The sequence below is a fragment of the Dietzia sp. 179-F 9C3 NHS genome (assembly GCF_045369825.1).
Classification (GTDB): Bacteria; Actinomycetota; Actinomycetes; order Mycobacteriales; family Mycobacteriaceae; genus Dietzia.
In genome coordinates, this window is record NZ_JBIQES010000005.1 from 178568 (window position 1) to 201102 (window position 22535).

General features: G+C 73.2%; 21 protein-coding genes. 14 read left to right on the top strand and 7 right to left on the bottom strand.

The annotated features are described in order from the left end of the window. Positions 1–48 precede the first annotated feature (48 nt). Complete coding sequence (locus tag ACH0BZ_RS08315; RefSeq protein WP_406897652.1) at positions 49–1182, top strand: glycosyltransferase family 4 protein; 1134 nt, start codon at positions 49–51, stop codon at positions 1180–1182. 25 nt (positions 1183–1207) lie between these two features. Here the strand turns inward: ACH0BZ_RS08315 and ACH0BZ_RS08320 are convergent, their stop codons facing one another. Next, complete coding sequence (locus ACH0BZ_RS08320; protein WP_406897653.1) at positions 1208–3010, bottom strand: AMP-dependent synthetase/ligase; 1803 nt, start codon at positions 3008–3010, stop codon at positions 1208–1210. A gap of 184 nt (positions 3011–3194) precedes the next feature. On the opposite strand from ACH0BZ_RS08320, the gene ACH0BZ_RS08325 reads away from it, so the two are divergent. From ACH0BZ_RS08325 to ACH0BZ_RS08345, 5 genes are read left to right on the top strand one after another with little or no spacing between them, the layout of a single operon-like run. After that, positions 3195–3656 (top strand): SRPBCC family protein, encoded by a 462-nt coding sequence (locus ACH0BZ_RS08325; protein WP_406897654.1) that lies wholly within the window; start codon positions 3195–3197, stop codon positions 3654–3656. Next, positions 3653–4540, top strand: a complete 888-nt coding sequence (locus ACH0BZ_RS08330; RefSeq protein ID WP_406897655.1) for a hypothetical protein — start codon at positions 3653–3655, stop codon at positions 4538–4540. The genes ACH0BZ_RS08325 and ACH0BZ_RS08330 overlap by 4 nt, the downstream gene beginning before the upstream one ends. A gap of 54 nt (positions 4541–4594) precedes the next feature. Next, complete coding sequence (locus ACH0BZ_RS08335) at positions 4595–5329, top strand: lysophospholipid acyltransferase family protein (RefSeq protein ID WP_406897656.1); 735 nt, start codon at positions 4595–4597, stop codon at positions 5327–5329. A gap of 3 nt (positions 5330–5332) precedes the next feature. Beyond that, complete coding sequence (locus ACH0BZ_RS08340; protein ID WP_406897657.1) at positions 5333–5830, top strand: polyadenylate-specific 3'-exoribonuclease AS; 498 nt, start codon at positions 5333–5335, stop codon at positions 5828–5830. A 49-nt stretch (positions 5831–5879) separates the two neighbouring features. Then, the gene (locus tag ACH0BZ_RS08345; RefSeq protein ID WP_406897658.1) at positions 5880–7286 is read left to right on the top strand and encodes a class II 3-deoxy-7-phosphoheptulonate synthase; all 1407 of its coding nucleotides are present in this window, start codon (positions 5880–5882) and stop codon (positions 7284–7286) included. Between the two features lie 7 nt (positions 7287–7293). Here ACH0BZ_RS08345 and pknB read toward each other — a convergent pair whose 3' ends face one another. Continuing rightward, positions 7294–9519, bottom strand: a complete 2226-nt coding sequence (gene pknB, locus ACH0BZ_RS08350) for a Stk1 family PASTA domain-containing Ser/Thr kinase (RefSeq protein ID WP_406897659.1) — start codon at positions 9517–9519, stop codon at positions 7294–7296. A gap of 97 nt (positions 9520–9616) precedes the next feature. Between pknB and ACH0BZ_RS08355 the strand changes: the two genes are divergently transcribed. Continuing rightward, positions 9617–9985 (top strand): Rv2175c family DNA-binding protein, encoded by a 369-nt coding sequence (locus ACH0BZ_RS08355; protein WP_406897660.1) that lies wholly within the window; start codon positions 9617–9619, stop codon positions 9983–9985. On the opposite strand, the gene mptB is transcribed toward ACH0BZ_RS08355, so the two are convergent. Both mptB and ACH0BZ_RS08365 read right to left on the bottom strand, forming a co-directional pair. Further along, on the bottom strand, positions 9954–11495 hold the full coding sequence (mptB, locus tag ACH0BZ_RS08360) for a polyprenol phosphomannose-dependent alpha 1,6 mannosyltransferase MptB (protein WP_406897661.1): 1542 nt from the start codon (positions 11493–11495) through the stop codon (positions 9954–9956). The two genes, ACH0BZ_RS08355 and mptB, sit on opposite strands and share 32 nt — an antisense overlap. Then, entirely contained in the window at positions 11492–12592 is a 1101-nt protein-coding gene (locus ACH0BZ_RS08365) for a polyprenyl synthetase family protein (protein ID WP_406897662.1), read from the bottom strand. The genes mptB and ACH0BZ_RS08365 overlap by 4 nt, the downstream gene beginning before the upstream one ends. 100 nt (positions 12593–12692) lie before the next feature. On the opposite strand from ACH0BZ_RS08365, the gene metF reads away from it, so the two are divergent. After that, positions 12693–13676 (top strand): methylenetetrahydrofolate reductase [NAD(P)H], encoded by a 984-nt coding sequence (gene metF, locus ACH0BZ_RS08370; protein ID WP_406897663.1) that lies wholly within the window; start codon positions 12693–12695, stop codon positions 13674–13676. Between the two features lie 9 nt (positions 13677–13685). Here the strand turns inward: metF and ACH0BZ_RS08375 are convergent, their stop codons facing one another. The 3 genes from ACH0BZ_RS08375 to ACH0BZ_RS08385 are packed head-to-tail and all read right to left on the bottom strand — an operon-like array spanning position 13686 to position 16575. After that, on the bottom strand, positions 13686–14414 hold the full coding sequence (locus ACH0BZ_RS08375; RefSeq protein WP_406897664.1) for an LppM family (lipo)protein: 729 nt from the start codon (positions 14412–14414) through the stop codon (positions 13686–13688). Continuing rightward, complete coding sequence (locus ACH0BZ_RS08380; RefSeq protein ID WP_406897665.1) at positions 14411–15997, bottom strand: phytoene desaturase family protein; 1587 nt, start codon at positions 15995–15997, stop codon at positions 14411–14413. The genes ACH0BZ_RS08375 and ACH0BZ_RS08380 overlap by 4 nt, the downstream gene beginning before the upstream one ends. Further along, positions 15994–16575 (bottom strand): GNAT family N-acetyltransferase, encoded by a 582-nt coding sequence (locus ACH0BZ_RS08385; protein WP_406897666.1) that lies wholly within the window; start codon positions 16573–16575, stop codon positions 15994–15996. The genes ACH0BZ_RS08380 and ACH0BZ_RS08385 overlap by 4 nt, the downstream gene beginning before the upstream one ends. Before the next feature lie 185 nt (positions 16576–16760). Here ACH0BZ_RS08385 and ACH0BZ_RS08390 point away from each other — a divergent pair, with 185 nt between their 5' ends. The 6 genes from ACH0BZ_RS08390 (at position 16761) to ACH0BZ_RS08415 (ending at position 22518) form a co-directional block, all read left to right on the top strand. Further along, positions 16761–17072, top strand: a complete 312-nt coding sequence (locus tag ACH0BZ_RS08390) for an SAV_6107 family HEPN domain-containing protein (RefSeq protein ID WP_406897667.1) — start codon at positions 16761–16763, stop codon at positions 17070–17072. A 164-nt stretch (positions 17073–17236) separates the two neighbouring features. Further along, a complete protein-coding gene (locus tag ACH0BZ_RS08395; protein ID WP_406897668.1) occupies positions 17237–17650 on the top strand; it encodes a DUF3040 domain-containing protein in 414 nt (137 codons plus the stop codon). Between the two features lie 443 nt (positions 17651–18093). Next, positions 18094–18570 (top strand): division/cell wall cluster transcriptional repressor MraZ, encoded by a 477-nt coding sequence (locus ACH0BZ_RS08400; RefSeq protein ID WP_406897669.1) that lies wholly within the window; start codon positions 18094–18096, stop codon positions 18568–18570. 187 nt (positions 18571–18757) lie between these two features. After that, positions 18758–19780, top strand: a complete 1023-nt coding sequence (rsmH, locus tag ACH0BZ_RS08405; RefSeq protein WP_406897670.1) for a 16S rRNA (cytosine(1402)-N(4))-methyltransferase RsmH — start codon at positions 18758–18760, stop codon at positions 19778–19780. Then, the gene (locus ACH0BZ_RS08410; RefSeq protein ID WP_406897671.1) at positions 19777–20586 is read left to right on the top strand and encodes a hypothetical protein; all 810 of its coding nucleotides are present in this window, start codon (positions 19777–19779) and stop codon (positions 20584–20586) included. The genes rsmH and ACH0BZ_RS08410 overlap by 4 nt, the downstream gene beginning before the upstream one ends. 24 nt (positions 20587–20610) lie before the next feature. Next, complete coding sequence (locus ACH0BZ_RS08415) at positions 20611–22518, top strand: peptidoglycan D,D-transpeptidase FtsI family protein (RefSeq protein ID WP_406897673.1); 1908 nt, start codon at positions 20611–20613, stop codon at positions 22516–22518. Positions 22519–22535 lie beyond the last annotated feature (17 nt).

The window sequence follows — 22535 nt, forward strand, 5'->3', positions numbered from 1 at the left end:
CGCGCCCGGAACCGGGCGACGGCCCGGACTGTGGCAGGCTCGACTCCGATGACGCGGACCCTGCTGATCACCAACGACTACCCGCCGCGCCCCGGCGGGATCCAGTCGTATCTCGAGACCTACCTCGCGCAGCTCGACCCCAACGACGTCGCGGTCCTCGCCTCCACCTTCCGGGGAGACGAGTCCGCGGCCTACGACGCCACGCGGCCGTACGTGGTCGAGCGGGTGCCCACGGAGATGCTGCTGCCCACGCCGGACCTGGCCCACCGCGCACGGCGACTCGCGGACGACTTCGGGGCGGGCACGGTATGGTTCGGGGCGGCCGCGCCCCTCGCGACGCTGGCGCCGGTCCTGCGCACCGGTCCGGTGACCCGGGTCGTCGCGAGCACCCACGGGCACGAGGTGGGCTGGTCCATGGTCCCCGGTGCCCGTCAGGTCCTCCGGATGATCGGCGATTCCACCGACGCGATCACCTACGTGAGCGAGTACACGCGCCGGCGATTCGCGTCCGCGTTCGGTCCTCGGGCCCGCCTGGTCCACCAGCCGGGCGGAGTGGACACCGGGACGTTCCGGCCCGACCCGGTGCGCCGGCGCGCGATCCGTGAGCGGTACGGCGTCGCGGACCGGGACGTGATCGTGTGCCTGTCCCGCCTCGTACCGCGCAAGGGGCAGGACGTGCTCATCCGCGCGATGCCGGAAATCGTCCGGCGTGCGCCCGGCGCGCTGCTCGTAGTGGTCGGCGGGGGCCCGTACCGGAAGACCCTCGAGGGACTCGCCCGGCGACACGGCGTGGCCGACCGCGTCGTCTTCACCGGACGCGTCCCGGCCGAGGAGATCGTTGACCACCACCGGATGGCGGACGTGTTCGCCATGCCGTGCCGTACCCGCGGCGGGGGGCTCGACGTGGAGGGTCTCGGGATCGTCTACCTCGAGGCCTCCGCGTGCGGCGTCCCCGTGGTCGCGGGACGCAGTGGCGGGGCGCCGGAGACCGTGATCGACGGACGCACCGGTCTCGTGGTGGACGGCACCGCGGTGGGCGAGGTGGCCGACGCGGTGGCGGGTCTGCTCACCGACCGGCCACGGGCGTCCTCGATGGGCGTGGCCGGCCGCAACTGGGTGCTCGAGAGATGGCGCTGGGAGGACCTCGGCCGGGGCATGGCGCGCGTGCTCGCGGGCGGGTGAGCGGCCCCGGCCATGGACTCACTCGTCAGGAGTAGAGGTCCTCGATCTGGGCCGCGTACTTCTGGTGCACGACGTTGCGCTTGACCTTGAGCGAGGCTGTGAGCTCCCCTGTCTCCTCGGTGAACTGGTCGGGCAGCACGTGGTACTTCTTGATCGATTCGGTGTGCGAGACCATCCGGTTGGCACGGGAGATCGACTGGTCGAGGTGCTCGATCATGTCCGCGTCGGAGAGCAGCTCGTAGAGGCTGCCAGACTTCTCGCGGTAGGCCTTCCACCGCTCGAGGGCCTCGGGGTCCAAGGTGAGTAGCACGGAGATGAACGGCTTGCCGTCGCCCACACACACTGCCTCGGAGATGAGCGGGTCGGCTCGCAGCGCGTCCTCGAGCTGGTTGGGGGCGACGTTCTTGCCGCCGGCGGTGACGATGATCTCCTTCTTTCGCCCCGTGATCGTGAGGAATCCGTCCTCGTCCAGCGAGCCGAGGTCGCCGGTGCGGAACCAGCCGTCGGCGAACGACTCGGCGGTGGCCTTCTCGTTGCCCCAGTAGCCGGCGGTGACGACGGGGCCCGACACCTCGACCTCACCGTCGGTCGCGATCCGGACGGCGCAGCCGGGCAGGGGCTGACCGACGCTGCCGATCCGCATCGCGTCGGGGGTGTTGACAGTGATCGCGGCGCAGGTCTCGGTGAGGCCGTAGCCCTCGAAGATGTTGACCCCGATGCCGTCGAAGAAGTGGGTGAGCCGCTCGCCGAGCGGGGCGCCACCGGAGATGGCGACCTCGCAGCGGCCGCCGAGCGCGGCGATGAGCTTGCCGTAGACCAGCTTGGTGAACAGCGCGTGACGGGCCTTGAGCAGCGGGCCCACCTTGCCCGGGCCTCGGTTGGCCTTGGAGTAGGCGACGGCCGTCTCGGTGGCCTTGGCGAAGATCCAGGTCTTGAGCTTGCCGCCGTCCTGCGCGGTGGCCTGGGCCCTGGTGAAGACCTTCTGGAAGACGCGCGGCACCGCGAGGATGTAGTGCGGCCGCATTTCGCCGAAGGTGTCGACGAGGTTGGTCAGGTCGGAGGAGTGGACGATCTGTACGCCGGCGTGGAAGCCCGCGTATGTGATGGCGCGGGCCAGCACGTGGGCCAGCGGCAGGAACATCACGGTGGAGGCGTCCTCGCGCAGGTAGCGGTGGAACGGCGTCTCGAGGATCGACAGGGTCTCCGACATGAAGTTCCGGTGCGTGAGCATGCAGCCCTTGGGGCGTCCGGTGGTGCCGGAGGTGTAGATGAGCGTGGCGGGGGAGTCCGCGTCCATGCCCGCCCGTCGCTCGTCGAGCACCGACGGGTCGACGCCCTCACCGGAGGCGACGAGCGCGTCGATCGCCGGGGTGCCGGTGCCGTCGATGACGAGGATGTCGACGTGGTCGAGGCCGTCGGTGCCCTCGCGCGCGGTCCCGGCCTGCTCGTCGGTCTCCACCAGGATGAGCCGCGCGCCGGAGTCCTCCATGATCCACCGGACCTGCTCGGCGGACGAACTGTCGTAGATCGGCACGGTGACGCCGCCGGTGGACCAGATGGCGAAGTCGATGACGTTCCATTCGTAGCGGGTCGAGCACAGGAGCGCGACGCGGTCGCCAGGCTCGATCCCCGCGGCGACGAGGCCGCGGCCCACCGCGCGGACCGTGTCGGCGAACTCGCGGTCGGTGACGTCGACCCAGCGGCCGTCCACGGGCCGGCGGAAGGCCACGTGATCGGGCGTCCGGGCCGCCCGGTCGTACGCGGACTGCACGCAGGACCAGTCGTCGGGGACGGAGAAGTCGGCGGGAACGGCCACGTATTCGCGCATGAGGGGTCCTCCTGGTGGAGCCACCGGCCATATTCGCTGAAGAGTTCGACCGGACGGCGGTAAGCGGTGGGGACACCTTATCGCCGCGGGGGGCCGTGCGCGACGACCGCCCGGAACAGGCCCTCCGTCCTGTCACCCGGCACCGCCGGGACACGCCGCGGCGCGATGTGTGAAGCTTGGTGGCATGAGCGAGGACAACGGTCCCCCCGAGGTCTTGCCGACCAGCGACTTCACGGTGGTGGACGCGCCGGTCGACGTCGTCATGGACGTCATCGCCGACTTCGCCGGGTACCCCGAGTGGGCGGAGTCGATCACGGCCGCCGAGGTGCTGTCCGTGGGGGCCGACGACCGCCCCGACCGGGTGCGGTTCGAGCTGGACGCCGGGGCGATCACCGACGAGTACGTACTGCAGTACTCATGGTCCGCGGACGGCCGCAGCGTCGAATGGCGGTTGGAGAGCTCTACTCTCATGCGGTCGCAGACCGGGTCGTATCGGCTGGCCCCGGTCGGGGACGGGACCCAGGTCGACTATCGCCTCGAGCTGGAACTGATGGTGCCCGTGATCGGTCGGCTCCGCAGCCGCGCGGAACGGCGCATCATCGGCGCCGCGCTGAGCGAGCTCAAGCGCCGGGTGGAGGCGCGATGACCGCCGGCCGGGTCGTGGTGGTCCTGGGCGGCGACATCCGGGACCGCTCGGAGGCGATCGGCGACCTGCTGCTGGCGGACGGCGGCACCGCGCTGGTCCTCACGGCGCACCCCTCCGCGGTTGACGCCCGGCTCGACACCTCCGACGAGGGGCCGGTGGAGGTCCGTGCCGACGACCCTGTCGCCCGGCTCGAGGCGTACCGCTCGGGTGCCACGGACCCCGACGACGACGTGCTCGCCGCGCTGACCACCGGCAGCGACGCCCCGCTCGCAGCGGTCTTGGGGTGGGAGTACGCCCGCCGGGCCGCCGCCGCCGGTGCGTGGGACGTGGTGGTGATCGAGCTCGACGGCGACCTCGCGGCCGTCCGCCGGATCGCCGCGACGGGTGAGCTCGCGGCGTTCGTGGAGTCCCGGTGGCCCGCCCACGTGCGGTTCTCGTCCATGGCGGCGGGCGACCGGGCCGACCTGCGGGTACAGGAGGCCCACCGGTTGTCCCTGATGGCCGGTGACGTCACCGACTTCCTCGCCGGGCCGGTCGAGGTGCTCGTCCTGGGTGCCTCACCGGAGCGGACGGCCCGGCTGGCGGCGCTGGCCCGCGGCGCCGTCACCCCCGAGGTGACCCCTGACGGCGAGGGGGGCTTCCGCGCCACGCTAGCCGTCCCCGACCCGCCCACCGCGCCGATCACCGTCGAGGGTGACCGGCTGCGGCTCGAGCTCGACGGTTTCCGTGCCGCGCTCCCGCTGCCCCCGCTACTCGCGCGTTGCATCCTCGTGGACTCCGTCCACGACGGAGATGCCGGTGCGGTGGTGGCGAGCTTCGTGCCCGACCCGGCGCTGTGGCCGGCTCACCTCGTCCCGACCGGTTCGGCCGACCGCACCGGGTAGTATTCCCTCAACCCCGAGCACGATCCCGACCACCGGCGAGGAGTGGAACCCGCGATGCTGTACTGGCTCTTGAAGTACGTGTTGATCGGTCCGTTTCTCCGGGTGACCGGGCGGCCGACGTTCGAGGGCCGGGAGAACTTCCCGGCGTCCGGTCCCGCGCTGCTGGTCGGTAACCACCTGTCGGTGGCCGACTGGCTCTTCATGCCGCTCGTCGCGCCTCGCCGGGTGACCTTCCTGGCCAAGAGCGACTACTACACCGGCACCGGTATCAAGGGCATGCTCAGCCGCTGGTTCTTCGCGGGCAGCGGCCAGCATCCGATCGACCGGACCAACGCCGACTCCGCGCAGGCCGCACTGGACGCCGGCCTAGAGGTGCTCTCCTCCGGCGAGCTGTTGTGCATCTACCCCGAGGGGACCCGCTCGCCGGACGGCCGTCTCTACCGCGGCAAGACGGGGCCCGCCCGGCTCGCCATGCGGGCGGGCGTGCCGATCGTCCCCGTGGGCGTGATCGGCACCGACGAGTACGTGCGCCGGATCCGGCGGTTCTCGCTCTCTGCCCGCGTGCGGGTGCGGATCGGCGAGCCGCTCGACACCGCCGCCTGGGCGGACCGCGTGGGAGACCGCGCCGCCGAGCGTGAGATCACCGACGAGCTCATGCGGCGCATCCAGGCGCTCACCGGGCAGGAGTATGTCCACGACACCTACGGGGCCGACGAGAAGAATCGGCTACAGGCGCTACGCGAGTCCGGCCACAACCTCCTGGACCAGCCGGGCGACGAGCAGCGCTGAGGCGTGCGCTACTTCTACGACTGCGAGTTCATCGAGGACGGCACCGTCATCGACCTCGTCTCGGTGGGGGTCGTGGCCGAGGACGGGCGCGAGTTCTACGCCGTGTCCACCGAGTTCGACGAGGCCGCGGCGGGCCCGTGGGTGCGCCGGAATGTCCTGCCGAAGCTGCCCAACCCGTCGGGGCGGGAGTGGATGTCGCGCGCCCGGATCCGAGACGAGCTCTACGCTTTCCTCACCGCGCCGATCTCGGGGCCGGTCGAGCTCTGGGCGTGGATCGGGGCGTACGACCACGTGGCGGTGTGCCAGCTGTGGGGCGACATGACCGCGCTGCCCGCCGCGATGCCGCGCTTCACCCGCGACGTGCGGCAACTGTGGGAGTTCGCCGGCACGCCGGACCTGCCGACCCAGCCCGGCGGTGCCCACGACGCCCTCGCGGACGCACGCCACGTGCTCACGCGCTTCCGCGCGATCGCCGCCGCGGCGCCTCACCTGGGACTGTAGGTCGCGGCCGGGTTGGTGCCCGGTGACGGCGGCGACGTATCCTCCCCGTGTGAGCAACTGGACCGTCGACGTCGACATCGCGCAGCTTCCCGACCTGCCGCCGCTTCCGGGGGACCTCGGTCGGCGACTGGCCGACGCCCTCTCGCGGCCGGCCCTGCAGCAGCCCTCGTGGGACCCGGCGCACGCCGAGGCCATGCGCAAAGTGCTCGAGAGCGTCCCGCCGATCTGTGTGCCGTCCGAGGTCGAGCACCTGTCGGACCGCCTCGCCGAGGTGGCGCACGGCCGGGCTTTCCTGCTCCAGGGCGGCGACTGTGCCGAGACGTTCGAGGCCAACACCGAGCCTCACATCAAGGGCATCATCCGCACGCTGCTGCAGATGTCCGTCGTCCTCACCTACGGCGCCTCGATGCCCGTGGTCAAGGTCGGCCGGATCGCCGGTCAGTACGCCAAGCCGCGGTCAGCGGACCGCGACGCCGCCGGGCTGCTGTCCTACCGTGGTGACATGGTCAACGGACTGGAGGCCGACGAGGCGGCGCGCGCGCACGACCCGTCCCGCCTGGTCCGCGCGTACGCCAACGCGGCCGCGGCCATGAACCTCGTCCGGGCGCTCACCGCCTCGGGCACCGCAGACCTGCACCGCGTCCACGAGTGGAACATGGAGTTCGTGGCCGACTCGCCGGCGGGTGCACGCTACGAAGCGCTCGCCGCGGAGGTCGACCGCGGCCTTCGCTTCATGGACGCCTGCGGCGTCTCCGACGAGAACCTGCGGTCCGCCGACATCTTCTCCTCGCACGAGGCGCTGGTCCTGGACTATGAGCGCGCCATGCTGCGGCTCGGGGACGACGGCACGGGCCTGAGCGGCGACGCCGACCAGGGACTCTACGACCTCTCAGCGCATTACCTGTGGATCGGGGAGCGGACCCGCGGGATCGACGACGCCCACGTGGCGTTCGCCTCGCTCATCGAGAACCCGATCGGCCTGAAGATCGGCCCCACCACGACGCCGGAGCTCGCCGTGGAGTACGTGGAGAAGCTCGACCCGCGTAACCGCCCGGGCCGGCTCACCCTGGTCTCCCGCATGGGCAACGACAAGGTGCGCGACGCGCTTCCGCCGATCGTCGAGGCGGTCGAGGCGAGTGGCCACAAGGTGATCTGGCAGTGCGACCCGATGCACGGAAACACGCACTCCACGACCAACGGCTACAAGACCCGGCACTTCGACCGGATCATCGACGAGGTGCAGGGTTTCTTCGAGGTGCACCGCGACCTCGGCTCGCACCCGGGCGGCATCCACATCGAGCTCACCGGCGAGGACGTCACGGAGTGCCTCGGCGGCGCCCAGGACATCTCGGACCTCGACCTGGCGGGCCGCTACGAGACGGCCTGCGACCCGCGACTCAACACCCAGCAGTCCCTCGAGCTGGCTTACCTCGTCGCGGAGATGCTCCGCAACTGACCCGGGCTCAGCCCACCGCGTCGAGCTCGATGGTGGTGCCGCGCTGCACCACCCGCCCGGGCAGCGGCGTCTGCCCGTAGACGATGCCCCGGCCCGTCCCGGTGTCGATCGTCGCCTCCAGCCCGGCCTCCCGGAGCGTCCGCTGGGCGTCGGAGGCCCGCGAGCCCAGGACCATGGGCACGCTCACGGAGTCCGAGGGCACGATCCGCACCACCGCGTTCGCGGGGTCCACGCGCCGCCCGGCGGGCGGGTCGCTGCGGACGATCCGGCCGTCGGTGATCCGCCGGTCCGTCTCCGGTGCGTCGCGGACCACGGTGAAGCCCGCCTGCGACAGGACCTCCTGCGCCTCGTCCTCGGGCATGTCGCGTACGTCGGGAACGGTGAGGGCGTTGGAGACGCGGAGGGTGACGGCGTCGCCCCGCGCAATGTCGGTGCCGGACTCCGGGTCGGTGCCCACCACCCGGCCCCGGTCGACCTCCTCGTCGAACACGGCCTCGATCCGCCCCACCGCGAGCCCGGCGCCCTCGAGCGCGGTGCGGGCCTGGTCCTCCTCGAGCCCGGTGACGTCGGGGACGGCGACGGGCGCGGGGCCGGAGCTGGTGAGCATCGCCACGCGGGAGCCCACGGAGACCGTGGTACCGGGACTCGGGTCGAGGGTCACCACCTCGCCCACGGGCACGGTGTCGGAGTGTTCGGTGCCGCCGCGGACCGGCTCCAGCGAGGTGTCGCGCAGAAGCTGGGAAACGGAGTCGAGGTCCCGCCGGGCGCCCACCTCGGGGACGACGGGGCGTCCCGCGGAGACGAGCACGGCGACCGTGTCCCCCTTGGGTAGGCGGGTGCCGGCGGTGGGGTCGGTGCCGACGAGCCCGGCGCGGGGGACCTCGTCGCTGTAGGCGTCCCGGGTCTCGGCGACGAGACCGACGGCGGACACCACCTCGGTCGCCTGGCCCACCGACATGCCCTGGACCGAGGGGACGGTGGCGAAACGGCCGGAGCCGAGCCACCAGCCGGCCACCGCCACCGCGACCGCCGCGGCGAGGACCAACAGCAGCCACAGCAGCCCCAGCCCCCGGCGCGGCCGGACGGGGGTCCGGCCCGCGGGGGAGTCGAGGTCGGCGCGGGACCGCTCGGCCACCGCCGCGTGCCCGTGGCCCTGCCCGCGCCAGGGCTCGTGCGGGGGTCCGGGGGCCGGGTGCTGTGGCGGGATCGCCCGGGTGTGGACCCGGGTGGGGACCGGCCCGTCCCGGCGGGTCAGGGCCTCGCCGCTCTCACGGTCGGCGGCGTCGAACTCGGATTCGCCGCCCGGCCCCGTTCGCGAGGCGGCTGCGGCCCGGGCCCGCGACCACGAGGACTGGCGGGGCGCGGGCACCACGTAGGAGGGGAACCGGCCGACCGCGGCGGCCCGGTCCAGGTCGTCAAGCATCGCGGCGGCGTCGGGGTAGCGGTCCTCGCGGCTGCGCCGGGTGGCCCGCAGGATGAGGTGGTCGAGGTCCTCGGCGACGGAGTCGGCGTGATCGGACGGGGCGGGCACGTCGGTGTCGAGGCGCCGGTACGCCACGGCCAGTGAGGTGTCCCCGCTGAACGGCGGCTCACCTGTGAGCATCTCGTAGGCGAGAACCCCCAGGGAGTACAGGTCGGAGCGCCTGTCGGTGTCGTCGCCGGCGATCTGCTCGGGGGACAGGTAGGCGGCGGTGCCCATCACCACGCTGCGGGAGGTGGCACGCGACTCGGCGACGGCCCGGACCAGCCCGAAGTCGGCGAGCTTGACCACCCCCGTGGACGAGATGAGTACGTTCTCCGGCTTGATGTCGCGATGGACGAGGCCCGCGTCGTGCGCCTCGCGCAGCGCGCCGAGCAGCGGCCGCAGGACGGCGGCGGCCGCGTACGGCGGCATGGGGCCGCGCTCGTCGAGCAGCTCGCGGAGGGTGCCCCCGGGGACGAGCTCCATGACGAGGAAGGCGGTGCCGTCCTCGACGCCCTGGTCGAAGACCTGGACGATGCTCGGGTCGGACAGCCGGGCGGCCGAGCGCGCCTCGAGGGTGAACCGGTCCACGAACGCGCGGTCGCCGGCCAGCGCCGGGTCGAGCAGCTTGACCGCGACGTGGCGATCGAGCCGCTCGTCGGTGGCCAGGTGGACCGTCGACATCCCGCCCCGCGCGATCACCGCGTCGAGCCGGTACCGCCCCTCGAGCAGGGAACCGGGTCCGATCACGGGGCCGTCGGGAGTGCTCATGTCGCCCATTCTCCTCTCCGGCCCCCGCGCATGGGGTGGCCCCGGGCGGGGTCGCGCGGTGGTGCCCTGGTGTGCACCTGTGACTAACGTGTAGCGCGTGAGTACTGTTCCGCACTCCGATGACGTCCTGCCCGCCGACGTCGAGGTCCTCGACCTGCCCGAGGTGGCCGACCGGCTGGGCATCCCGGTGACCCGGGTCCACGACCTGCTCCGGGACGGCGCGCTGCTCGCCGTCCGGCGGGATCGACACCTGGTGGTGCCGGCGACGTTCCTCGACGACGACGACGAGGTGCTCCGCTTCCTGCCGGGGCTCGTCGCCGTCCTGCGGGACGGCGGGTATCGCGACGACGAGGTGTTGCGCTGGCTGTTCGAGGAGGACGAGTCGCTCCCGGGCCGCCCGGTCGCCGCGCTGCACGGTCATCGCGCCCGTGAGGTCATGCGGCGCGCGCAGGCGATGGCGTTCTGACGTCGGTCGGCGGTCCGCCGTCGTCGGCGGTCGCGCGGGCCCACCACCAGGCGGCGGCCACCGCGGCGAGGAGCGCGGCCACCACCAGTGGCGGGCTGTAGAGACTCGTGGACCCGTTGGGACCGATCACCAGGGCGAGGAACACCGTGGCGGCCACGGCGACCGTCGTGACCCGGCCGCCCGGCCGCGCGAGCATCCAGAATCCCGCCACCCAGACGTGGTACCAGGGCCACGCGAGGCTGTTGAGCAGGACGAACAGCAGCAGCGCCACCACGATCCCGCGCAACGCCTCGCGGGTCCCCCGCCGGTGCGCCCACCACGCGACCACCAGGGCTCCGGCGAGCACCACTCGTCCGCCGGTCCGGGCCGGGGCGAGGACGTCCTCGAATCCCGGGGTGCCGGGGAACGCGTGGACCAGGTGCGCCACCGCCGTCGGCAGGCTGAGGTAGTTGACGACCCGGTCGGACACCGCGAGCGCGTCGAGCCAGCCGGTGCCGGTGCCGGAGGCCACGCTGATCGCCACGAGGACGGCCGCGGCGGTCACGCCCCCGAGGGCGGTGTCCGCGCAGGCCCGCGGGACCGGCCGACCGCCGGCCGAGCGCCGGCGCCGGGCGAGGAGGATCCAGAGGAGGAACGGCGCCACCACGACGGCCGTGGCCTTGACCGCCACCGCCACACCGATCGCCGCACCCGCACCGAGGCGCCGGCCGTCGAGGGCGAGCACCACGGCCGCCACACACGCGGCCAGCGGGAAGATCTCGTTGTGCAGACCGCCGGAGAGGTGGACGATCGCGAGCGGCGAGGCGGTCGCCGCCCAGACCGCCGCCCCGGCGTGCACGCCCACCCGCCGGGCGGCCGCCACGATGAGCGCGGCGAGCGCAGCCAGCGCGAAGAGCACCAGTATCCGCAGGACGAACACGCCCACGGTCGGGTCGCCGCCGGACAGGGCGACGACACCGCGCATGAGAAGCAGGTGGAGGGGGCCGTAGGGTGTGACCGTGGCGCGCCAGTCCGGGCTCACTTCGTCCGTGAACGGCCCGGGGTGTGCCTCGGGGCCGAACTCGTAGGGGGAGACGCCGGCCGACGCCATCGCGCCCTGGGCGAGGTAGGACCACGCGTCCCGGCTGAACAGCGGCACCGCAGGCAGCAGCGGGGCCGACCACAGGGCCGTGGCGCACACCGCGTCCCGCATCGGCAGCCGGCCAGCCACCGCCCGCGGCCCGAGTGCGAGCCACGAGGTTGTCAGGAGTGCCACGCCGGTCCACACCAGGACGAGCGCCAGCACCTCGCCGTGGCCGAAGGTGTAGCCCGGCAGCCCGATCGCGGCCGCGACCCCGCCGTCCACGGGCACGGCACCGGCACCGAACCCGCCCAGCATGAGCAGCGTCGATCCGGCCACGCCCCGCCACAGGGCGGGGCCGGAAGGGCCGGACAGCGCGGCACGCACGCCCGCGACGAGCCGCGCGTGCGACGCCGCCCGCCGGTCCCCGGTCGCAGGGGAGTCCGTCATGACCGCCGGCGGGTCGCCGCGTCGGCGAGGTCGCGCAGGGCCCGGCGGCCGTGGGGGCTCACCGCCTCCGATCCGATCGCCTCGAGCGCGCGGGCGATGAGGGCGTCGATCTCCGCCTCGACGGAGGCCACCGCGCCCGAGCCCACGAGGATCGTCCGGGCCCGGTCGAGCGCGTCGGGGTCGGGCTCGGTCCCCAGGACCGAGAGCAGGAACTCGCCGTCGTCGGCGCCGGCGAGGCCCACGGCCCGGGCCAGGAGCAGTGTCCGCTTGCCCTCGCGGAGGTCGTCGCCCGAGGGCTTGCCGGTGACCTCCGGGTCCCCGAAGACGCCGAGCATGTCGTCGCGCAGTTGGAAGGCCTGCCCCACCGCGACCCCGAACTCGCGAAGGGCGCGGACCGTCTCGTCGGGGGCGCCGGCGAGCGCGGCGCCGATGTGCACCGGGCGTTCCACCGTATACGCCGCCGTCTTGTAGCGGTTGACGCGCCGGGGCGTCTCCTCGTCGGTGGCGCCGGAGGCCTCGGCCAGGACATCGAGCATCTGCCCGGCGAGAACCTCGGTCTTCATGGCGTACCACGGCCCGAGGGCCCGACCGAGGGCCTCGGGCTCGACGCCCGACCCCACGAACATCTCGTCCGCCCAGGTCAGTGCCAGGTCGCCGAGGAGGATCGCCTGGGAAACGCCGTAGCGCGCGGCGTCCCCGTCCCAGGAGTTCTCGCGGTGGACGGCCTCGGTCGCGCGGTGCACCGTCGGCCGGCCCCGGCGGGTGTCGGAGGCGTCCACGATGTCGTCGTGGACCAGCGCGCAGGCCTGGATGAGCTCGAGCGCCGCGCACGCGGCCACGACCTCGTCAGGCGCCGACCCCTCGTCGGGACCAGCCGCCGCCCAGCCGGCGAGCGCGAACCGCGGGCGCATCCGCTTGCCGCCGTCGAGCACGAAGTCGGCCAGGAGACCGGCGAGCCGGTCGACCCCGGGGTCGACCCCGGCGACGACCTCTCGGCGGGCCGCCAGGTGCCTCCGGAGCGCGGCCTGGACTCGCTCGCCGTCCGCCGTCCCCGGGGCGCGGACCCCGTCGTCGTCGTCCCGACCAGTCGCCGCCACCGTCACCGTCCCTCCCGGTCCCGGTCCGGGACCCTCGTCGGCCCCAGCCTAGACGCCGGGTGGTGGCCGACTCCCCGTGCGGCCCGGCTACCCTGGGCCGGTGACCATTCGACCCCACTCCGACCCGGTGAGCGGCGGCCGGCACCCGAGCATCGTGGACCGGATCGCCGCGGCGACCACCCCCCGCGTCCCGTTCTCCGTCGAGTTCTACCCGCCCCGCGACGAGGCGGCCGAGGACCGGCTGTGGCGCGCCGCGGAGGTGTTCTCCGAGCTCGGGGCCGCGTTCGTCTCCGTGACCTACGGAGCGGGCGGGTCGACCCGCGACCGGACGGTCCGGGTGGTCGAACGCGTCGTGCGGGAGACGGACCTGGTCCCCATCGCCCACCTCACCGCCGTCGAGCACCCGGTCTCCGAACTGCGCGAGATGATCGAGTCCTACGGGCGTGCCGGGGTCAGCAACATCCTCGCGCTGCGTGGGGACCCGCCCGGCGACCCGCTCGGCGAGTGGACCCCGCACCCGGAGGGGTTGCTCTACGCCGAGCAGCTCGTCCGGCTCATCCACGAGGCCGGGGACTTCCACGTGGGCGTCGCCTCCTTCCCGGAGGGTCACTACCGGGCCCGCGACCTCGACCACGACACCGACGTGCTCGTGTCCAAGCTTCGTGCCGGCGCCGAGTACTCCATCACCCAGATGTTCTGGGACGTGGATGACTACCTGCGGCTGCGCGACCGCGTGGTCGCCGCCGACCCCGAGCAGGGCGCCAAGCCCGTCATCCCCGGGCTCATGCCCGTGACGAGCCTGCGCCAGGTGCGCCGCATGGTCGAGCTCTCCGGCTGCGCGCTGCCCGACGATCTGGCGGCGCGCCTGCAGACCGCCGCCGGCGACGGCCCCGAGGAGAACCGCGCTGCCGTCCGCGAGGTGGGGATCGAGTTCGCCACGCAGCTGTGCGAGCGCCTCATCGCCGAGGGCGCGCCCTGCCTGCACTTCAACACCCTCAACTTCTCCCGCGCCACGCAGGAGGTGCTGGCCAACCTCTCGATGGCGCCGGCGCCGGGCGTCGCCGGTGGTGTGGTCCTGAACTGAGGGCGGACCTCAGCGCACGAGGCGGTCCGACCGGGCTCGAGACGTGCGTGCGGCGAGGACCGTGCCGATCGACACGAGCAGGGCGGCGCCGATGCCGACGATCATCCACACCGCGAACCCGCGGGTGGCCGGGTCCGGGTAGTCGGTCGAGGCCTGCATCCGGGTGATGGAGCCGGGCGCCGGCGTCCAGCTCACTGAGTTCCCGCCGCCGAGCGAGCCATTGGTCTCGGTGATCCGGTTGGGGAACGTGAGGTCCACCCGCGTGGAGGCCGACTCCGCCCGGTCCTCGGGGACGCCCGAGAGGTCCACCGAGCCGGTGAAGGCCACGGTGTCCCCGCTGCGGCGGAAGGACATGGTGTACGGCCGGGCCCCCTCGATGTCCACGGCCTGGGCCAGCGTGTCCACCTCGGCGAAGGTGAGTTGGGTGAAGTAGATCTCGCGGCCCGAGAATCCGTCGGCGGTGTACGGGGTGATGCGGACCTTCTGCTCGAGCCCCGACGGGGGAGAGAGCCGGTCGAGGTCCGTGGACTCCGCGACCTGGTCGCCCGCCACGAGGATCCGACCCGAGACCGTGTCGTCCTTGCGGACGCTCATCTGGACGTTGAGCTGCAGGCAGCCGGTGAGGACGAAGAGCAGGACGACGGCCCCCGCCAGGCCGACGAGGCGGCGCGGGGTGCGGGCGCGTCCCGCCGCGGACGCCGCGGACGAGTGGGGGTGCTGCACGGTCACGCCCGTCATTGTGCCCGTGGACGCCGGAGGCGTCGCACCGACGTGCCGAGACGGCGGCCGACGAGACCGGCCACGGTCCGGCCGCTCGCGCCGATCACGCCGCCGCCGGGGTGGGTGGAGGCGCCGGCGAGGAACACGCCGTCGGCCCCGGGCACGGCGTGCCCGCGGAGGTCGGGGTGGGGGCGCATCGGCAGCATCTGGTCGAGGGACATCTCCACGTGCATGACGTTCCCGCCGATCAGGCCTAGCTCGGTCTCCAGGTCCTCCGGTGTCTGGACGTGCCGGTGGACGATCGTGTCGGTGAAGCCCGGGGCGAACCGCTCGAGTCCGGCGACGATCCGGTCGGCCTCCTCGTCGCCGGCCGCCGACCACGCGGTCCCGTCGGCGAGGTGCCGGGGGTGCCACTGCGACCAGAGTGTGAGCTCGTGGCGTCCCGGTGGGGCGAGCGAGGGGTCGAGGGCGCTGAAGCTCATGGCCAGGACCGCCGGGTCCGCGTCGAGCCCGCCGGCTGCCGCGACTCCGTACCGGTGGTCGAGCCGGCGCCGGTCGGTGACGAGCAACTGGAGGCCGTGTGCGCTGGTCTCGGTGGGCACGCCCGGGTACCGGGGTAGCGCGGAGGTGCCCAGCCGGACCACCATCCCCAGGCCGAATCCGGGGCGGATGCGCCGGCGCCACCCCTCGAGCCGGGTCGCGGGCAGCTCGTGGGCCAACAGGTCGAGCGTGGTGTGGACGTGGCAGGCGGCGACGACGGCACGGCAGCGCAGCGCACGGCCGTCCTCGGTGTCGACGCGCCAGCCGCCCCCCGCCCGCCGGATGGCCGTGGCGCCCGCACCCGGGGACACGGTGCCGCCGCGGGAGCGGACGGCGGAGACGAGGGCGTCGGCGAGGGCCCCCGATCCGCCGATCGCGCGGCCCGGCGGGATCCGGTGCATCAGCGCCGCGAATCCGACCATCGGCGCCGTGGCGGGGTGGGACATGGGCGGACCGGACTGGGCACCGAACCACGCGAGCGCGGCCTTGAGGCGCTCGGAGTCGAAGGTCGCGTCGAGCAGGGCGTCGCCGGAGGAGAGGAAGGCCTGGACGGCACCGAAGGGGTCGCGGACGTCCTCGCGGCCGAGGAACGCCGCCCCGAGGCCCGCGGCGGTGGGACGGACGCCGAAGCCGGCCATCATCCGGCCGGCCAGCACATCCCACCGGGTGACGAAGCGACGGTAGGCGTCGGCGTCCCGGGCCCCGCAGGCCGAGGCGATGCTCGCGCAGGTGGCGTCGAGGTCGCGGTGGAAGACGATCGGCGGGGCGTCCTCGCCGGGCGGGGCCGGGGCGAAGCCCCACGGGTCGCAGTCCACGTAGCGCAGGCCGTGCGCGGCCAGGTCGAGCTCCTCGGGGATGCCGGTGTGGCGGATCATGAGGTGGGCCGAGGACCCCCGGTCGGTGCGGTGCCCGGGATAGCGTTCGACGGTGGACGTCGCGCCGCCGAGGACCGTGTCGCGTTCCACCACGTGGACGTCGAGCCCGGCGCGGGCGAGGTACGCGGCGCAGACGAGCCCGTTGTGGCCGGAGCCCACCACCACGACGTCGTGCCGCGCGCTCACTCCCGCGCCTCGAGCAGGGGGAGGGGGCGGCCCAGGACCGCGAACGGACGCGCGTCGCCGTCGAAACGGTAGTCGCGGAGGACGTCGGTGAAGCCGTGGGAGCGGTACAGGCGCCAGGCGCCGTTGGCCTCGTCGTCGACCTCGGGGGTGGAGAGCAGCACCACCGGTTCGGTCCGGTCCGAGAGGAACTCGGTGAGCAGCATCGTCCCCAGACCCCGGCCCTGGTGGGAGGGGGCCACGTGGAGTTCGGTGAGCTCGACGTAGTCCTCGGGGAGGTGGTGGTCGTGGTCGCGCAAACCGCGCGAGACCTGTTCGTACCACCACTGCCCGGGCGCGCCGCGGTAGCCGTAACAGATGCCCACGAGCGGGCCGCGGGCGTGGCCGATGAGGCGGCGACGCGGCGGGTCGAACGCGGCGACGCAGGACCAGCCCTCGCGATGGCTGTGCTCCATCCACGCCGGGGCGCGGGAGCGGACCACCTGCGTCGGGTACCCCATGGCGTCCACGTAGACGCCGAGTGCCTCGGGCAGCCGGTCGCGGAAGTCCCCGGGGTCGAGCCGGGAGATCACGGTGTCCATCGCCTCCATCTCATCACGCCGCCGCCCCTCGTCGGCGCGGTTGTGTCGTACCCCGCCGATACCGTGCGGAGTCGGAGAGGAAAGAGGTGGTGACGGTGGTGGCGGTGACGACGGGGCGGCCGGTTGTGGGGACCCCGCTGGCGCTGGGGCGTGCCGGCCGGGCTGAGGTGCATCGCGGGCGTGCAGTGGCGGCTCGGTCCCCCGAGGAGACCTTCCTCGAGGCGTACCGGGCAGCCCGGACGGCGGCGTCGGCCCTGCTCGCTCCCGGCCCGCGGCGGCGGGGGCCCGCGGACGTGTGGCACCGGCTGGAGGCGGAGGTGACCGAGCTGGGGGAGTGGGCACGCGTGTTCGCCGGGTATTCGCGGCTCGCGGCGGCGGTCGAGGACGGGCTTCCGCGGCGGATCGACGCCCGGATGGCGGACGATTTCCTCTGGGCGGTGGGGCGGTTCCTCGACCTCGTCGACCAGCGGTTGGGGATGTTGGGCCCCGCGGCCTGACTTCCCCGGGCAGCTCGCCCGCGTGTACCGGGAACTCGGGTGGTCCTCGCGCCGCGCCGCTCGTATGATGGTGGGAAACCGGTCGGCGGGGCATCCGTCCGTCAACCATCCCCTCGATCGAGCCACCAGCGCCCGTGTCGTCCGAGCACCCGGAGGAGGTCGTCGTGCCACTTTCAGAGCACGAGCAGCGCATGCTCGACGAGATCGAGAGCGCACTCTACGCAGAGGACCCCAAGTTCGCCTCGTCCGTCCGTAAGACCCGGCCGACCGGAGCAGCCCGGCCCACCGGGCTCGTCGTGCTGCTCGGCGTCCTCGGGCTAGCCCTCCTCATCGGCGGTCTCGTCCTCACGCTCAACACGGGGTGGTTCCCGTTCGTGAGCCTCATCGGCTTCCTCGTGATGTTCGGCGCCGGCGTCCTCGCCATGCGGTCGGCGCCCCAGGGTGCGGCCCGCCCCCGCGGCGGCACGCGGCAGGGCGGACGTGCTTCCGGCCCGGGTCGCGGAGGCGGCAGGTCGGGGGACGGGCAGTCCTACTCGTCTCGTATGGAGGACCGCTTCCGCCGCCGCTTCGAGCATTAGCGGACCCACAGAGACCTCCCGAGAGGGGCGAGCGCTTCGGCGCTCGCCCCTCTCTCGTCTTCTCGGGGGCCGGCGGCCGCCCCGCTCCCTTTCCACGGTCCGCTCCACGGGGCCTCCCACCGCGCCCCACTCCGTGACCCCACTTCTCCCCACCTGAGGGCGCCTCCCTGTCACACTGATCATCATATGCCTCATAAGTCCCGGCGAGACGAGTCCTGTTGGGCGCGCCACGCCGGGGCGCCGTGGAGATTCCGCCAATTTTTCCGCGCAGTAGCCGCGTTGACCTGCAGAAATGAATGCTTGTGGGGAGAAGTGGGGAACGATCCTTGTGTGTGGGGGAAAGTGGGGTACAGTGGGGAGCGCAAGGAGCTCGACGGAGATTTCCGACCTCCCCGGCCGCGACGGCGGACCCGGGGGGAGGGCCTGGACCCAGGAGGTGGCGGGTGACCGACACCGATCTCGCCGACTCCGGACGCGAACGAGCCTTCGTCGGGTACGGGACACACCGGCCCAAGCTCGACGACAAGGGACGACTGACGATCCCCGCCAAGTTCAGGCCAGGCCTGGCGGACGGGGTGGTGGTGTGCGGGTGGTTCACCAACACGCTCTCGGTCTTCCCGGAAGACGAGTTCGACGCACTGGTCCGCAAGGTCCGGCCGACCGCCAACCTCAGTGCCAAGCACATGGCGTTCTTCCGGCTCCTGGTGAGCGGTGCGGAAGTCCAGCAGCTGGATTCGCAGGGGCGGGTCACCATCCCGGCGAGCCAGCGCGCCTACGCGAACCTCGACAAGGACTGCGTGGTCAACGGCCTCGGCGAGCGACTCGAGGTCTGGGACGCACAGGCCTGGGATCGCTACAACGCGGAGAACCTGCCCGTGTTCTCCGAGATGGAGGGCACCTCCCTCGGGATCGAGTTCTAGAGACCGGGGACGGGCGGAGGACGAGACGGACCGAGACGAGAGCAGGACGGCGCGGAGCACGGAGCCCCCCGGCCCCCGCCCGGCACCACCCTGACGTACTTCCCCAACGCCAGGTGGGTTCCGGACGGGGACCAGGGGGCTCCACGACAACCGGCAGCACACGACCGGCCGACGCGAGGGAGGCGAGATGCCAGGACAGGCCGAACCCGACCGCCCCGCCGCGCGCTCGGGTCACGTCCCGGTCTTCCTCGGCCGCACGATCGAACTCTTCCGCCCCGTCGTGGAGGCCGCCGCCTCCGAGGGGCGCCGGCCCGTCGTGGTGGACGGCACGCTCGGGCTCGGTGGACACTCCTCCCATCTGCTCGCGGAGTTCGATGACCTGCGGATCGTGGGCGTGGACCGCGACCCGGAGGCGCTCGAGATGGCGACCCGCCGGCTCACCGCCTACCGCGACCGCTTCACCGCCGTGCACGCCCGCTTCGACGACTTCGGGGCCGTCGTCGCCTCCCTCCCCGCCGACGCCCGCGACGCGGCCGGGCCGGCGATCGACGGGGTGCTCCTCGACTTCGGGGTCTCCTCCATGCAGCTCGACGTGGCCGACCGCGGCTTCGCGTACGCGGTGGACGCCCCGTTGGACATGCGGATGGACCCCACCACGGGCCCGACCGCCGCGGACGTCCTCGCCACCTATGCGCGGGACGATCTCGCCCGGGTGTTCCGGATCTACGGCGAGGAGCGGTTCGCCCGCCAGATCGCCGCCGAGATCGTCCGCCGCCGCGGGACAACTCCGCTCACGACCAGCGCCGAGCTGGTCGAGCTGCTCTACGACACCATCCCCGCCGGGGCCCGCCGCACGGGTGGTCACCCGGGAAAGCGGGTATTCCAGGCGCTGCGGATCGAGGTCAACGCCGAGCTCGAGGCGGTGGAGAACGCCGTGCCGGGCTACCTGGACCTGCTCCGCGGTGGCGGGCGCGCCGTCTTCATGGCCTACCACTCGCTGGAGGACCGGATCGTCAAGCGCGAGATCAGCACGCGGACGGCGTCGCGGACCCCGGCCGGCCTGCCGGTCGAACTGCCCGGTCACGGACCCGAGTTCGAGTCCGTGACCCGCGGGGCGGAGAAGGCGGATCAGACGGAGATCGACCACAACCCGCGCTCGGCCTCGGTCCGGGTGCGCTGTGTCCGGCGAATCGACGGGAGAACGGCATGACGAGCACGATCGACGGTTCCGGGACCACGACGCGTGAGGTGTCGCACGCCAGGCCGCCCGGGGCCGGACCAGGCGCCGCCGCGTCGGGCGTCGCCGCGCCGCCGCGCCCCCCGCGGACCGCCGGCCCCCGTCGCGGGCGCCCGGCGCGGTCCGTCCGTGGCCGGCGGGTCGAGGCGGCGCCCGCTGCCCGGCTCAGCGCGGCCGAAGTGGCGCAGCGGGTGCCGTTCGTCGTGGTGATTCTCGTCCTCATCGGCGCGGGCGTCGGCGGCACGCTGCTGCTCTCGGCGCAGTCCACGCAGGACACCTACGACCTCAAGAACGCCCGCGACGCCAACGTGGAGCTGGTCGAGAGGATGGAGGCACTGCGGGCCTCCAACGAGCGCGCCCGGTCGGCTGAGGTCCTCGCCACCCGCGCGGAGAAGCTCGGCATGGTCGGGGTGGCGAGCGCCCCCATCCTCACCCGCGGTTCCGACGGCCACATCGAGGTGGTCGGGGAGCCCGAGGCCACCCTCGGCGCGCCGATCAAGCCGTTGCAGCCCGCTCCGGTAGCGTCCGACCCGTCGGAGCCGCCGGCCCGGGACGGATTCGACGCACCGCCCGCCCAGGCGCCCCAGGACAGGGCTCCGCGGGGGGTGGCCCCTGTTCCCTATCCGCCGCTCGCGGGCCCGCCGACCCCGGTCGCTCCATCGGCACCGCCCGCCGAGCCCGTCCCGCCCGCGGACGGCCCGGCGACGGCCCCCGAGGCCGCCGCGGCGCCGGCCCACGACCCGGCGACACTCGCCCCGGTCCCGGGGCAGTTCCACTGACGTCTCGACCCGAAAGGCCACCCCATGACCGATCGACGCGCCCCGCGGAGGGGGCCGGGCGTCCCCCAGGGCGCCCAGCGCGCGGGACGATCGGCCGACGGGCGGCCCCCCACCCGCTCCGGTCGGGTGGGGTCGGTCTCGGCGACGGACCGCCGCTTCGTGTGGATGCGGACGGCCTTCATCTCGATCATGGCGATCGCCCTGGTCAAACTGCTGTGGGTGCAGACTATCGGCGGTACCGAGCTGGCCGCCCGCGCGGAGAGTCAGCGGCAGGTCCACCAGGTGCTGCCCGCCACGCGCGGGGCGATCGTCGACGTGGGGGGTGACCCCATCGCCTTCACCCGCGAGGCCCGCGACCTGTCGATCCAGCCGCTCGTGGAGCAGCGCAACGCCGAGGAGCGCAAGCGGCTCGACCCCACCAAGCCGACGTGGGACCAGCTCGTCGAGGACATCTCCGACGAGTTCGTCGCCGTGCTCGGCGACGCGGTGGACCGCGACGAGATCGAGGCCAAACTCTCCTCCGAGGGCGGGTTCACCTACCTCGTCCGCAACATCGACGTCACCCAGGCCAACTCCATCACCAAGAAGTTCCCCATGATCGGCTCCGAGCGGGTTGACATCCGGGAGTACCCGGGAGGGGCCCTCGCCGCCAACGTCGTGGGCGCCACGTCCAAGAGCGACGACGGCAAGATCATCGGCCTCCAGGGCATCGAGGCCGTGCTCAACGACGAGCTCGACGGCGAGGACGGCCGCCAGACCTTCGACAAGGCCCAGGACAACACGATGATCCCGGGCACCCTGCGCAACGTCTCGGCCCCCCGCGACGGCGACACGGTCCGCCTCACGCTCGACGCGGACCTCCAGTGGCACCTCCAGAAGGCCGTGCAGACCGCCAAGGACGACTCCGGCGCGGGCAGCGCCTCTGCTGTGGTCCTCGACGCCAAGACCGGCGAGGTCCGGGCGATGGCCAACGACAACACCTTCAACCCCGCGGTGGGCATCGGGGAGGAGCTCGAGCGCGGCGCGGACCTGGGCAACCCGGCGATCACGTCGCCGTTCGAGCCGGGCTCGGTCAACAAGATCGTCACCGCGGCCGCCGCGATCGAGGCCGGCCTCACGGACCCGGACGAGGTCCACTCGGTGGACGGCAGCATCCGGATGGACGGCGTCACCGTCTCCGACGCCTGGGAGCACGGCCCCACGCCGTACACGACCACCGGGATCTTCGGTAAGTCCTCCAACGTGGGCACGCTCATGCTCGCGCAGCGGGTGGGCAAGGAGCCCTTCTCCGAGTACCTCCGCAACTTCGGGCTGGGGCAGCGCTCAGGGATCGAGCTGGCCGGCGAATCCGACGGCCTGGTCCCGGACCTGCAGAACTGGCAGGGCGGCACGTTCGCCAACCTCCCCATCGGGCAGGGCCTGTCCATGACCACCCTGCAGATGGCCGGTATCTACCAGACCATCGCCAACGACGGCGTCCGGGTACCGCCCCGGATCGTGGCCGAGCGCGTGAGCCCCGACGGCGAGGTCCACGCGACCGAGCGCCCCGAGGGCGTGCGCGTGGTGAGCGAGCAGACCGCACGCACGGTCCGCGACATGTTCCGCGCCGTCGTCCAGGGGCCGCCGGACGCGGGCACCGGCCCGCAGGCCGCTGTCGCCGGCTACCAGATCAGCGGCAAGACGGGGACGGCGCAGCAGATCGACCCGGCGTGCTCGTGCTACTCCAACTCGCGCTACTGGATCACCTTCGCCGGGATCCTGCCGGCGGACGACCCGCGGTACGTCATCGCGATCATGCTCGACGCGCCGAGCAAGGGCGTCCTGGGCGCCTCCGCGGCGCCCCTGTTCCACGACATCGCCGCCTGGCTCGTCAACCGGGACAACATCCCGCCGTCGGCGCCCACCCCGGAGCTGGTCCTGCAGGCTCGGTGACCGGACGCGGACGCGGT

Excerpts from the sequence above, each read along its gene's own strand:
- ACH0BZ_RS08315 (WP_406897652.1), top strand. The coding sequence starts at position 49 with ATGACGCGGACCCTGCTGATCACCAACGACTACCCGCCGCGCCCCGGC.
- ACH0BZ_RS08320 (WP_406897653.1), bottom strand. The coding sequence starts at position 3,010 with ATGCGCGAATACGTGGCCGTTCCCGCCGACTTCTCCGTCCCCGACGAC.
- ACH0BZ_RS08325 (WP_406897654.1), top strand. The coding sequence starts at position 3,195 with ATGAGCGAGGACAACGGTCCCCCCGAGGTCTTGCCGACCAGCGACTTC.
- ACH0BZ_RS08330 (WP_406897655.1), top strand. The coding sequence starts at position 3,653 with ATGACCGCCGGCCGGGTCGTGGTGGTCCTGGGCGGCGACATCCGGGAC.
- ACH0BZ_RS08335 (WP_406897656.1), top strand. The coding sequence starts at position 4,595 with ATGCTGTACTGGCTCTTGAAGTACGTGTTGATCGGTCCGTTTCTCCGG.
- pknB (WP_406897659.1), bottom strand. The coding sequence starts at position 9,519 with ATGAGCACTCCCGACGGCCCCGTGATCGGACCCGGTTCCCTGCTCGAG.
- mptB (WP_406897661.1), bottom strand. The coding sequence starts at position 11,495 with ATGACGGACTCCCCTGCGACCGGGGACCGGCGGGCGGCGTCGCACGCG.
- ACH0BZ_RS08375 (WP_406897664.1), bottom strand. The coding sequence starts at position 14,414 with ATGACGGGCGTGACCGTGCAGCACCCCCACTCGTCCGCGGCGTCCGCG.
- ACH0BZ_RS08385 (WP_406897666.1), bottom strand. The coding sequence starts at position 16,575 with ATGGACACCGTGATCTCCCGGCTCGACCCCGGGGACTTCCGCGACCGG.
- rsmH (WP_406897670.1), top strand. The coding sequence starts at position 18,758 with ATGCCAGGACAGGCCGAACCCGACCGCCCCGCCGCGCGCTCGGGTCAC.
- ACH0BZ_RS08410 (WP_406897671.1), top strand. The coding sequence starts at position 19,777 with ATGACGAGCACGATCGACGGTTCCGGGACCACGACGCGTGAGGTGTCG.
- ACH0BZ_RS08415 (WP_406897673.1), top strand. The coding sequence starts at position 20,611 with ATGACCGATCGACGCGCCCCGCGGAGGGGGCCGGGCGTCCCCCAGGGC.